General features: G+C 37.9%; 16 protein-coding genes and 1 pseudogene. 6 read left to right on the top strand and 11 right to left on the bottom strand.

All coding sequences use genetic code 11. The features are described from left to right. The first annotated feature begins 171 nt into the window (after nt 1-171). The 6 genes from yidD to BAZO_RS15735 all read left to right on the top strand — a co-directional run bounded on the left by yidD (nt 172) and on the right by BAZO_RS15735 (nt 3,262). Nucleotides 172-408 (top strand): membrane protein insertion efficiency factor YidD, encoded by a 237-nt coding sequence (yidD, locus tag BAZO_RS15760; protein ID WP_003332652.1) that lies wholly within the window; start codon nt 172-174, stop codon nt 406-408. A 23-nt stretch (nt 409-431) separates the two neighbouring features. After that, entirely contained in the window at nt 432-1,220 is a 789-nt protein-coding gene (locus BAZO_RS15755) for a metal ABC transporter ATP-binding protein (RefSeq protein ID WP_003332651.1), read from the top strand. After that, nucleotides 1,217-2,089, top strand: coding sequence for a metal ABC transporter permease (locus BAZO_RS15750; protein WP_003332650.1), 873 nt, complete (start codon nt 1,217-1,219; stop codon nt 2,087-2,089). The genes BAZO_RS15755 and BAZO_RS15750 overlap by 4 nt, the downstream gene beginning before the upstream one ends. After that, the gene (locus tag BAZO_RS15745; RefSeq protein ID WP_003332649.1) at nt 2,079-2,510 is read left to right on the top strand and encodes a Fur family transcriptional regulator; all 432 of its coding nucleotides are present in this window, start codon (nt 2,079-2,081) and stop codon (nt 2,508-2,510) included. The genes BAZO_RS15750 and BAZO_RS15745 overlap by 11 nt, the downstream gene beginning before the upstream one ends. Nucleotides 2,511-2,573: 63 nt before the next feature. Then, the gene (locus BAZO_RS15740) at nt 2,574-2,768 is read left to right on the top strand and encodes a hypothetical protein (protein ID WP_003332648.1); all 195 of its coding nucleotides are present in this window, start codon (nt 2,574-2,576) and stop codon (nt 2,766-2,768) included. A gap of 206 nt (nt 2,769-2,974) precedes the next feature. Continuing rightward, nucleotides 2,975-3,262: a HesB/YadR/YfhF family protein gene (locus tag BAZO_RS15735; protein ID WP_003332647.1), complete on the top strand. Its 288-nt coding sequence runs from the start codon at nt 2,975-2,977 to the stop codon at nt 3,260-3,262. 46 nt (nt 3,263-3,308) lie between these two features. Here BAZO_RS15735 and BAZO_RS23100 read toward each other — a convergent pair whose 3' ends face one another. From BAZO_RS23100 to BAZO_RS15685, 11 genes and pseudogenes are all read right to left on the bottom strand, one after another. Further along, nucleotides 3,309-3,578, bottom strand: coding sequence for a GIY-YIG nuclease family protein (locus BAZO_RS23100; RefSeq protein ID WP_267880038.1), 270 nt, complete (start codon nt 3,576-3,578; stop codon nt 3,309-3,311). Between the two features lie 99 nt (nt 3,579-3,677). Continuing rightward, nucleotides 3,678-3,974, bottom strand: a pseudogene (locus BAZO_RS23095) (hypothetical protein); the annotation flags it as partial. Between the two features lie 3 nt (nt 3,975-3,977). Next, nucleotides 3,978-4,406, bottom strand: a complete 429-nt coding sequence (locus BAZO_RS15720) for an acyl-CoA thioesterase (protein WP_003332644.1) — start codon at nt 4,404-4,406, stop codon at nt 3,978-3,980. A gap of 119 nt (nt 4,407-4,525) precedes the next feature. Then, nucleotides 4,526-4,753, bottom strand: a complete 228-nt coding sequence (gene tlp, locus BAZO_RS15715) for a small acid-soluble spore protein Tlp (protein WP_035195096.1) — start codon at nt 4,751-4,753, stop codon at nt 4,526-4,528. A gap of 87 nt (nt 4,754-4,840) precedes the next feature. Next, nucleotides 4,841-4,984, bottom strand: coding sequence for an acid-soluble spore protein N (locus tag BAZO_RS15710; protein WP_003332642.1), 144 nt, complete (start codon nt 4,982-4,984; stop codon nt 4,841-4,843). A 110-nt stretch (nt 4,985-5,094) separates the two neighbouring features. Continuing rightward, entirely contained in the window at nt 5,095-5,226 is a 132-nt protein-coding gene (locus BAZO_RS21875) for an FbpB family small basic protein (protein WP_003332641.1), read from the bottom strand. 102 nt (nt 5,227-5,328) lie between these two features. Next, the gene (locus BAZO_RS15705; protein WP_003332640.1) at nt 5,329-7,347 is read right to left on the bottom strand and encodes a (Fe-S)-binding protein; all 2,019 of its coding nucleotides are present in this window, start codon (nt 7,345-7,347) and stop codon (nt 5,329-5,331) included. Nucleotides 7,348-7,535: 188 nt separating this feature from the next. Continuing rightward, the gene (locus BAZO_RS15700; RefSeq protein WP_003332639.1) at nt 7,536-8,675 is read right to left on the bottom strand and encodes an acyl-CoA dehydrogenase family protein; all 1,140 of its coding nucleotides are present in this window, start codon (nt 8,673-8,675) and stop codon (nt 7,536-7,538) included. A gap of 25 nt (nt 8,676-8,700) precedes the next feature. Then, entirely contained in the window at nt 8,701-9,102 is a 402-nt protein-coding gene (locus tag BAZO_RS15695) for an acyl-CoA thioesterase (protein WP_003332638.1), read from the bottom strand. 31 nt (nt 9,103-9,133) lie between these two features. Further along, nucleotides 9,134-9,991 (bottom strand): 3-hydroxyacyl-CoA dehydrogenase family protein, encoded by an 858-nt coding sequence (locus tag BAZO_RS15690; RefSeq protein ID WP_003332636.1) that lies wholly within the window; start codon nt 9,989-9,991, stop codon nt 9,134-9,136. Between the two features lie 163 nt (nt 9,992-10,154). Further along, the gene (locus BAZO_RS15685; RefSeq protein ID WP_003332635.1) at nt 10,155-10,433 is read right to left on the bottom strand and encodes a hypothetical protein; all 279 of its coding nucleotides are present in this window, start codon (nt 10,431-10,433) and stop codon (nt 10,155-10,157) included. Nucleotides 10,434-10,685 lie beyond the last annotated feature (252 nt).

Genomic DNA, 10,685 nt, shown 5'->3' with positions numbered 1-10,685 from the left:
CAACTAAGAATTGCTAACGCAATTCAAGTTTCCTTTATCTCAGTCGAAGCCCCTCCAGTTTGTACGGCGATGAGCAAGGCGCTTCCGCTTTTCTTTATTGACATTTTACATTTTTTTTTTTAATATAAATCGTAATGGTTACGAAATAAGCGGAAGGTTGGGTAATGAATAATGCGATGGTTGTTTATTGGTTTCATTCGTTTTTATCAAAAATTTATATCGCCACTAAAGCCGCCTTCATGCCGTTTTTATCCGACTTGTTCACATTATGGATTAGAGGCCTTTAAACGCTTTGGCGTATTTAAAGGAAGCTATTTAACAGCTATTCGCATTATTAAATGCAACCCATTCCATCCGGGCGGCTTCGATCCTGTTCCAGAAAAAAAGCAAAAAGTTGAACATCACTAAAACACAAGCAGGGTGATAATTTTATGAATGACCACTCCAAAGAGTTGGCAGTAGATTTACAAAAGGTTTCATTTAGTTACGATGAAAAGAAAGTGTTAGATAATATTACACTACAAATACCAAAAGGAACGTTTTTAGGACTTGTCGGTCCGAATGGTTCCGGAAAATCAACATTGATAAAGTTGATCTTAGGTATTTTAAAACCTGATCAAGGTGATATAAATGTTTTTGGAACCCCGATCTCCAAGCTGAAAAATCGCCATTTAATTGGGTTTGTATCGCAGAAGGCGAACAGCTTTAATACCGGTTTTCCGGCGACTGTACTAGAAGTCGTTCTTAGTGGACTCGTCGCTAAGGTCGGGTTGTTCAAAAGACTTACGAAAAAACACAGAGAATTGGCACTGGAGGCTATTTCAGCTGTCGGCATGGATGAGTTTGTTCACCGAAATATCGGAGAACTCTCTGGAGGTCAGCAGCAGCGCGCTTTTATTGCCCGTTCTTTAGTAAGTGAACCTGAATTACTCATTTTAGATGAACCGACCGTCGGTGTCGATATTAAAAACGTTGAAAACTTTTACGATATGTTGACGACATTAAATAAACAAAAAGGAATTACGCTTATTATGGTATCGCATGATATTGGAACAATGACAAGCCACGCTTCACATGTCGCATGTTTAAATAAAACTTTGCATTTTCATGGTGATTCCGAGGAGTTTCTACATATGGAAAACACCGAGCTTTCGGGCTTTTACGGACATGATATCCATGTATTAACCCACGAGCACATACATGGAGGTTCGTTTGCATGATATCTAGTTTACTCCAATATGAATTTTTACAAAACGCCTTTTTCACAGGTATTATGATCGGCTTAATCGCACCGCTTATTGGTGTTTTTATTGTTGTAAGAAGATTATCGCTAATCGCCGATGCCTTAAGCCATATTACATTAGCAGGAATCGCAGCAAGTATGTTAATAGAAAAAAAGATTTCATCTGTGCAAGGGCTAAATCCGATGTATATGGGAATGCTCTTCTCTGTTTTCGGAGCACTGTTTATTGAGAAGCTGCGTAAAGTGTATAAACATTATGAAGAGCTTGCAATCCCGATTATTTTATCCGGTGGCGTCGGACTAAGTGTTGTTTTTATTTCGTTAGCAAATGGATTTAATACGGATTTGTTTAGTTTTTTATTTGGTAGTGTAACTGCTGTAAGCAGATTGGATGTTTGGACAATTCTTACGATTACAATCGTTGTTGTTTTAGCTATCTATTTATTTTTTAAAGAACTTTTTGTCCTATCATTCGATGAGGAACATGCAGCAGTCTCTGGTGTTAATGCAAAATCGATCCATTTTTTATTTATAATTATGGTTGCCCTTGTCATTGCTGCATCAATGAGAATTGTTGGGGTCCTGCTTGTATCAGCACTAATGACCTTACCTGTGGCCGCTAGCATCCGAATTGCAAGAGGATTTAAGCAAACATTGATTTTTTCCATCATTTTTGGGGAATTGGCTGTTATTGGCGGCTTAATTGCTGCTTATTATTTGGATATCGCCCCAGGCGGAACGATTGTAATCTTCTCCATTCTGATTTTAATTGCGGCGATATACTGGAAAAAGTTGAAATTAAGTTTTGGCAAAAAGCTTCAGGGGGGTGGAATAATTGAACATTGAAGAAGCTATCGGAATATTAAAGGATAGCGGATATAAACAGACGGATAAACGTGAAAAAATGCTGCATCTGTTTTCCGACCACAACCGCTATTTAACCGCAAAAGACGTCTTAGAGTATTTAAAAGAGGAATTTCCTGGACTTAGCTTTGATACCATTTACCGGAATCTTTATTTATTTGAGGAATTAAATATTTTAGAAGCAACTGATATGAACGGAGAAAAGCATTTTCGATTTACATGTGGGTCCGTTCACCACCACCATCATTTTATTTGTACAGATTGCGGAAAGACAAAGCAGGTTCATGCATGCCCAATGAGTATCATTGACCATGAAATGGATGATTTTGAAATTACCGGCCATAAGTTCGAAATTTACGGCCGCTGCCCGGAATGCGCAGAAGTACAGCAGATGGGTAATTAAATAGACACACATACATTTCGTTAAATAATACCACCCTATATACTATGGAGGTGGTATTATTTTATGGAGAAAAAGAATTCGAAACAATTACCGGATTTTGATGCGTTAAATGATCGTGTGATCGCAGAAGCATCACCCTCCCCTACTTTGGTGATCAAAACAAATTTGGATGCTAAGAGTATGGTTGAGGAAAATCCTTATTACGACCCAAAAGCAACTAAAGCGGAAAAAGAAAAACTGGAACAATTTTTTGATTAATCCCTACCGGATGCCACATAGCCGGCCAACAATTGGTCGGCTTTTATATTTTATTTCCATCCCCTTCCAAACTAGATACAACTTTTTGACAATTTTATTTCATTACTGTGAACGCTTACAACATTGTGATAAATATCACAGTCATCTAATTTTGCGAATTTTATAATAGTATTGTACAACATGATTTGGGAAGGGGTCGAACGAAAATGCAACTTATGATAACTAAAGCAGCTCTAGAATGGTATAAACGTGAAATGGAATTAGCAGAGGGTGACTTCATCCGTTTTTATGCAAGATATGGGGGCGAAAGTAATCTCCAAGCTGGCTTCTCATTAGGCATGATGGTGGAAAAGCCTGTTGAACCCACTATCCAAGTCATGAATGATGGTATCACATTCTATGTTGAACGTGATGATGAATGGTATTTTGATAATCATAATTTGACAGTAGCCTACAATGACCAACGAGATGAATTAGAATTTCAATATAACTAAATTACGTTTAAAACGAGATTTCGAAATACTGAAATCTCGTTTTTTGTTAATCTGGTAAATACAAAAGATGTGTAGAACAGTGACAATCTGAAGATCCAAATCCTTTAACTAGTTCTTGTGCTCGATATTTGTTCTTCAATTGTTGGTATCTAGCGCATTCGTCGAGTCTATCATCGAAGGTTTCGACCGTCCAAATGTCTCCTTGTGGACGCAGGTAATCAAAATGCCATCTAAAAGGTTTTTCTCTTTTAATATGACGTAAGACCCGCGACCTTATATTTCTTTTTGCACTTCCAACATATATGTATGTACCAATTGGGAATTGGAATGTGCCTAACTTCCCTATCTGGATTATTTTATTTTCAGTTATAGTTAAATGTATGGCGTAAAGTGTATGATCTTCATTAATTAGGGGTAATCGAAATCTTTCAACATGACTTTCCAACCCTTCTTGAAAAAGAATGTCAACCTGCTTGACGCCGATTAAGTCAAAATGCGGATACATTGGACGATGGTCAATCCATTCTTCCTTTAAGCCATACTGTTTTCCCCACTTAACAAGCTTTTCAAGATCATTACAGCCCGCTTTTGTGACCGTGTTGTTTTCCGGAAACCTCGGATGAATCCAATAATGTGTTAGAAAAGCCAGATCCCCACTATTGACCTTTTCCTTCCAGCTTTTCAGTTCTTCTCGGTTGATTCCAAAAGCCATGGATTAATCTTCCCCTTGCTTTTTCGCCTTTTCATATGCATCATGCCACTCGGGATAGTAATTTTTAAAGCGTACTGGACGAAATGAATCTTTTTTAACCACGATATGATGGGTTTGACCTGTTACGGCAACTTCTCCTTTGGGATTTAAAACTTCATAGGCGTAAACGGTGCGAAAACCATCATAAGAATCGACCCATGTTCGTATTGATGCTGTCTCACCATAATGCATTGATTTTTTATATGAAAGGTTTGCATCAATAACAGGGGCAAGGAAACCGTCTCTTTCCATTTGAGAATAACTGAAGCCTAAATCTTTAATTAATGAAGTTCTGCCAATTTCAAACCATACTAAATAGTTGGCATGATATACGACTCCCATTTGATCTGTTTCTGCATAACGAACATCTACTTTTACCTCTGAAACAAACATGAAACGTCTCTTCCTCTCTCTTTATCACTTATCACTACTTATATTTTATCACAAAGTGAGGATTGGCATCAGTTTTAAGCATGAAATAGAAAAGGACAGGAATTTCCTGCCCTAAATTCTCACTGATAGCCATTTTCACGTGCTGCCGCTTCGTCTTTAATTTCTTCACGCATACCTGCAATCGATTCTTCTCGGCGCTTATTCTTCGCTTCGATTTGGGCCCGTTCTTCTGGAGATGCAAATTGCATTGTTTCATGTGCTGCTTCAATATTTTCGATTGTATTTTGGACCATATCCTGTAATCTTTCTACATTATCACTACGATCATCTGGTTTTGGTGTGTTCATTGTCATCTTTTCTTCTCTCCTTGTTAAGTATTGATTACCATATTATTCTTCCATTTGATTAGAAAATTATTCCAAAAAAATGATTCGTTATTCACCTTTTGTTTGGATAACCTGTGGTTCGTTGCCGCCCTTATTTTGATATTTTGCCCCTTTGTTATTCCCATATTTTCTTGGTTGTGTACCAATATGGTTAGGCACAAATTGTTGATTTCCTTTAGAGCCACTTGTCATGACAAAACCCCCTGCATATTTTTTGCTTTCCATCTTAATATTTGTCTAAACTTCAATTTATATAAAAAGAAAAAACAGGAAAATGAAATCACATTTTCCTGTGTTAGGGCCTACATCAATTTAGCTTGTGCTCTTTGCTCCAAGCGTTCTTCAATTTTATTAAGTGCTTCCTGGTCATTTAATAATTGTCTTTTATTCTCCATCACTAATTCTTTAAAAGACCTCTTTTTAAATTTTCTCATTTTCTTCACTCCATTTAAAATTTTCAAATAATAGTTATTTAAAATTATTTCCAATACTTGATTATTTCATACAAAGTGGCAGAAAAAAGAAAATAATGTCCGTTAGAGAGCTTTTTCTAAAATTTCAACAATATCCAAAGTCGAAACACGATCTTCCACTTCTTTCGCCTTTGTACCATCACTAATCATCGTTAAGCAGTATGGACAACCGCTGCCAATCATCGTTGGCTTTGCTTCTAAAATTTGTTCTGTACGCGCCACGTTAATGCGTGTGCCTGCATCCTCTTCCATCCACATCAGGCCACCACCGGCACCACAGCACATCGCGTTTTCACGGTTACGAGCTGCTTCAACTAGCTTTACTCCCGGGATTGATTTTAAAATATCCCGAGGCTGGTCATAGATGTCGTTATAGCGACCTAAGTAACAGGAGTCATGGTAGGCAATGACTTCATTGACTTCTTTCGTTGGTTTTAGTTTGCCTTCTTTAATCCATTGATCCAGTAATTGAGTATGGTGGTAGACCTCCACATCTTCCAATCCAAATTCAGGATACTCATTTTTAAACGTATTGAAGGCATGTGGATCAATCGTTACAATTTTCTTCACGTTATGCTTTTTAAATGTTTCGATATTATCACGAGCCAGTTCTTGAAATAGGAACTCATTTCCAATACGACGAGGCGTATCACCAGAGTTTTTCTCTTTATTTCCTAAAATGGCGAACTTAATACCAGCGAAATTCATCACACGCGAGAAAGACTGAGCGATTTTTTGGCTACGGTTGTCAAAGGAACCCATGGAGCCAACGAAAAATAAATATTCAAACTCTTCGCCAGCTTTTTCCGTTTCCTTTACCGTCGGAACTTGAACGTCTTCACGGTCTTCACGCCAATGTTCACGTTCCTTGCGGTTAATTCCCCATGGATTTCCCTGCCGTTCGATATTGGTAATAGCACGTTGGGCATCTGGTTTCATCTGCCCTTCTGTTAAAACAAGATAGCGGCGCAAGTCTACAATTTTTTCCACATGTTCATTCATCACTGGGCATTGATCCTCACAGTTTCGGCAAGTGGTACAAGCCCAGATCTCTTCTTCGGTAATAACATCACCAATTAAATTCACATCATATTCGATTGTCGCAGCTGCCTCTGAATTCGCAGCACCCTGCATTGCTAATTGATTCGCTCTTGTATTGTTAAAAGCAAACGCCGGCAGCCAGGGGGTTTTCGATGTGACGGCAGCTCCTTTTTCAGTCAAATGATTACGCATCTTCACGATTAAATCCATCGGTGACAACAATTTACCTGTTCCGGTAGCCGGGCACATACTCGTACATCTTCCACATTCGACACAGGCATAAAGGTCCACCAAATGTTTTTGTGTAAATTCTTCAATTTTACTTACACCATAAGATTCTTGGGTTTCATCTTCGAAATCAATCGAAGACAACTTCCCAACTTTACTGTTACGCCCTAAATATACATTAGCGACACCGGCAATCAAATGGGCATGTTTTCCTTGCGGAATATAAACTAAGAAAGCAAGTAAGAATAATAAGTGCATCCACCAAAATACAAAGAACAATGCGGCGACCACTCCTTGTGGTAGCCAGCTAAATACAAAAGCAATGCCGGAAGCAATCGGCTCGGACCATGTTAATTCATGACCATGCCAAATGATTCCCATTCCGTTTGCGAGCAAGGTTGCCGTCATCAAGCCCCCAAGGAACATATAGACAAGACCAGCCATGAAACCGCGCTTTAAGCGTGCCAACTTTTCAATATAACGGCGATAAAAGCCCCAAATTGTGGCGACTAGAATCATCAAAACGACAATTTCTTGGGAAAAAGTAAAGAATGGATAAAGTGGACCTAACGGAAGGTGAGAATCAAAAGCAATTCCTTTCCAAATAAGATCGATCGCACCAAATTGTACTAGCAGGAATCCATAAAAATACATAACATGGATCGTACCGCTCTTTTTATCCTTTAATAGCTTTTTTTGCCCGAACACATTGACTAGAATATCATCGATTCGTTCTCGGACGGTCCGATTAAATTCAGCTTTTTTCCCTAGTTTGATGTAAGCAATACGTGTCTTCACTAAGGTTGCAAACAAATAAACCGCATAACCAGTTACGATTAGAAACAGTAGTAAATTGATAAGTTGCAGTGGACTAATGATAATCCCCTCCCTACCTTATATTTTTTTTAGTCCAATCCTTAAAAAGAATTGGACTAGGTTTTAGCTCACCGCTACACTTTTCATTTCTTCTATTAATAATAGAAAAACCTTACATACATCCTCTAGTCTTTAAGGATCTCTTTTGCAATAACAACACGTTGAATTTGGTTTGTTCCTTCATAAATTTGCTGGATCTTTGCGTCACGGAAATACTTTTCAACAGGATATTCGCGAATAAAGCCATATCCACCATGAATTTGGACTGCATCAGTCGCAACTTTCATCGCTGTATCCGATGCAAAGCACTTTGCAAATGAAGCATTCGTAATGGAAGGTGTTCCTTCTTGTAATAAATAGACAGCTTTATAAACTAGCAATCTCGCAGCTTCAATATTCATTGCCATATCTGCTAGCATAAACTGAATCGCTTGGAAGTTAGAAATCGTCGTTCCGAATTGCTTCCGTTCTTTTGCAAACTTCACTGCCTCCTCATAGGCTCCCTGTGCTAATCCAACGGATTGGGCTCCAACCATTGGTCTTGCAAATGATAGGGCTTTCATAAAAATTTTAAACCCTTCGCCTTCTTCACCAATTCGATTGGAAACTGGTACTCGAACATTGTCAAACATAACAGAAGCCGTGTTGGATGCTTTTAGACCCATCTTCTTTTCCTTTGGACCAACAGATAAACCTTCCGTATCACGTTCCACAACAATGGCTATAAAACTATTAGGACCCTTTTCACCTTTCATTTTTGCCAGGACAACAAAGAAATGAGCGTAGCTGGCATTTGTGATAAAACATTTTTCACCATTAATTACATACTCATCACCTACGCGTTCAATTATCGTTTTAGTCCCCATTACATCACTGCCACCTTGCGGCTCAGTAAGCGCAAACGCGGCGTACTCACCGTCATTTGTTAAACGGGTTAAATACTCCTTCTTTAATTCCTCGCTTCCCCCTACCAAAATCGGATAGGATGACAATGAATTCGCTTCCATTGAAGTTGAAATTCCCGCACAGCCTCTCGCTACTTCCTCAACAATTAAAGCTTGAGAGATTTTGTCAACTCCAGGACCGCCGTATTCCTCAGGAATTGCTAAATTAAATAAGCCGTACTCTCTTAATTTATCAAAAATCGGTGTTGGGAATGTTTCTTCCTCATCATACATTCTTGCAATCGGCATAATTTCATTATTTACAAAATCACGGGTCATTGCCCTGATCGCTAATTGTTCATCTGAAAGTTTAAAGTCCAACTAGATCTCCTCCTACCAAGTATCTTCAACTTAAGGCATTTCTTACTTCTTCCGGTATTGATACGGCCTTCGGTCTCTCGCCACCAAAATAAGCCCATGCCCGGAGTGTATAGCCACCGGCAACCCTGACACCATTTTTATAAAAATCGTGGTTCAACTTAATAACCTTATCATGCAATTCACTAACAGTTGATACAACCGTTACCTCATCTTCAAATAAAAGCGGTGATTTAAATTCACATTTTGCTTCTAAAAGTGGAACACCAATCTTTTCTTGTTCATAAAGCTTTGACGAAGGATATCCGATTTGACCTAAAAAATCATGGGTTGCTTCATCCATCCATTTATAAAAATTTGGGAAAAAGACAATCCCCGCTGCATCTGTATCGCCCCATCTTACTGTAAATGAATACTCTGTACTTTTCATATAAATTATGCCTCCAAATGATTACTCTTTGTTATTTGTTATAATCATAGAACCCAGCACCAGCTTTTTGTCCTACACGGCCTGCACGTACAAGCTGTTTAAGTAGTAATGGCGGTGCAAAACGATTATCATTAAATTCCTGTTTAAAATATTCCATTACATGAAGGCCGATGTCAACTCCAGCGTAATCTTGTAACGTGAATGGACCCATCGGATAGTTCAATCCAAGTGTTACAGCTTTATCAATATCTTCAGCACTTGCAACGCCTTCTTCTAATAGTTTAATTGCTTCGATAAACTGAGGAATCATAATTCGGTTTACGATAAAGCCTGGCACATCCTTCTTCACTTCAATTGGCTCTTTCGTTAATGCCTTTGATAACGTCTTTAATTCTTCCACAGTTTCATCGCTAGTTTCATAGCCCCGAACAACTTCAACCAATTTCATTAGCTGGGCCGGATTGAAAAAGTGCATCCCTGCTACACGATCAGGACGCTTAGTTGCAGAAGCAATCACTGTAATCGACATTGAAGATGTATTCGTCGCCAAAATAACATTTTCCTTCACAATTTCATCTAACTGTGAGAATACTTCCTTTTTTAATTCTAGATCTTCAATAACTGCCTCTATAACAACATCAGCTTCCACCATATCATTTAATTTTGTTGTTGGCTTAATTCGATCAAGTGTTTGTTGTTTTTGCTCTTCTGTCATCTTTCCTCTTGCAACACTTTTTTCCATAAATTTATCCATTCTATTTAACGCGTTTTGCAGATATTTTTCATCAATATCTCGCAAAATAACATTAAATCCATTCAAAGCGGCTAAATTAGCAATGCCAGTTCCCATTGATCCTGCACCAACGACTCCAATTGTTTTAATATTCATTACTAAATCTCTCCTTAGATTTCATCTTTAAGGAAATTATATAAAAAACAATTATGCAATTATATATACAAACTATAGGAAAGTAACATTGATTATTCCTTATTTTTACGGAATCAAATAAAGTATGTGACTTTGTTTCCCTCAAAGTAAATACCCACTGTTATTAAGGCAACAGTGGGTAAATATCCTTTCGACTAACCATATCAAGCAATTCTTTTATATCTTCTCCTGCTGCTATCGCAGTACCAGCTAATTTTTCAAATTGTTTAATTTTTTCTTGTTTATCTATTTGTTTAGGTTTTACGAAAAAACCCTCATTACGTTCTTCTATTATGATTTGATCTAGTAATTTTGCTTCTTTTAAAGCACCCTTTACGAGTTCAAGGATTAATGAATAGTCATTATTGGAATGATTATCTTGAAATGAATTAACAGATTGCATGATTCCGCCTCTTTTATTAAAAAATATCGATACCCTTATTATACAGCAACTTAATAGAGTATTCTTAAATGATAAAAATTGTTAAAGGTAATTTAGCATAAGGGTGCTTAAAGCGCAATAGCCGGATTTTCCGCCACAAACCTACTGAACTTTTGGGATATATAGTGAACATTGGAGGATTATTGTGCAGTAGGCATAGCAGGAGGACCGAAACTGGCTTTCCAACATTACAGTGCGGACAGGGAGTGCGGG

It is taken from the genome of Schinkia azotoformans LMG 9581 (genome assembly GCF_000307855.1).
Lineage (GTDB): Bacteria > Bacillota > Bacilli > Bacillales > Bacillaceae_J > Schinkia > Schinkia azotoformans.
The sequence above is the reverse complement of the archived record's forward strand: the minus strand, read 5'-3'. Positions and strand labels throughout refer to the sequence as shown.

Excerpts from the sequence above, each read along its gene's own strand:
- yidD (WP_003332652.1), top strand. The coding sequence starts at position 172 with ATGCGATGGTTGTTTATTGGTTTCATTCGTTTTTATCAAAAATTTATA.
- BAZO_RS15755 (WP_003332651.1), top strand. The coding sequence starts at position 432 with ATGAATGACCACTCCAAAGAGTTGGCAGTAGATTTACAAAAGGTTTCA.
- BAZO_RS15750 (WP_003332650.1), top strand. The coding sequence starts at position 1,217 with ATGATATCTAGTTTACTCCAATATGAATTTTTACAAAACGCCTTTTTC.
- BAZO_RS15740 (WP_003332648.1), top strand. The coding sequence starts at position 2,574 with ATGGAGAAAAAGAATTCGAAACAATTACCGGATTTTGATGCGTTAAAT.
- BAZO_RS15735 (WP_003332647.1), top strand. The coding sequence starts at position 2,975 with ATGCAACTTATGATAACTAAAGCAGCTCTAGAATGGTATAAACGTGAA.
- BAZO_RS15720 (WP_003332644.1), bottom strand. The coding sequence starts at position 4,406 with ATGTTTGTTTCAGAGGTAAAAGTAGATGTTCGTTATGCAGAAACAGAT.
- tlp (WP_035195096.1), bottom strand. The coding sequence starts at position 4,753 with ATGAACACACCAAAACCAGATGATCGTAGTGATAATGTAGAAAGATTA.
- BAZO_RS15710 (WP_003332642.1), bottom strand. The coding sequence starts at position 4,984 with ATGACAAGTGGCTCTAAAGGAAATCAACAATTTGTGCCTAACCATATT.
- BAZO_RS21875 (WP_003332641.1), bottom strand. The coding sequence starts at position 5,226 with ATGAGAAAATTTAAAAAGAGGTCTTTTAAAGAATTAGTGATGGAGAAT.
- BAZO_RS15695 (WP_003332638.1), bottom strand. The coding sequence starts at position 9,102 with ATGAAAAGTACAGAGTATTCATTTACAGTAAGATGGGGCGATACAGAT.
- BAZO_RS15690 (WP_003332636.1), bottom strand. The coding sequence starts at position 9,991 with ATGAATATTAAAACAATTGGAGTCGTTGGTGCAGGATCAATGGGAACT.
- BAZO_RS15685 (WP_003332635.1), bottom strand. The coding sequence starts at position 10,433 with ATGCAATCTGTTAATTCATTTCAAGATAATCATTCCAATAATGACTAT.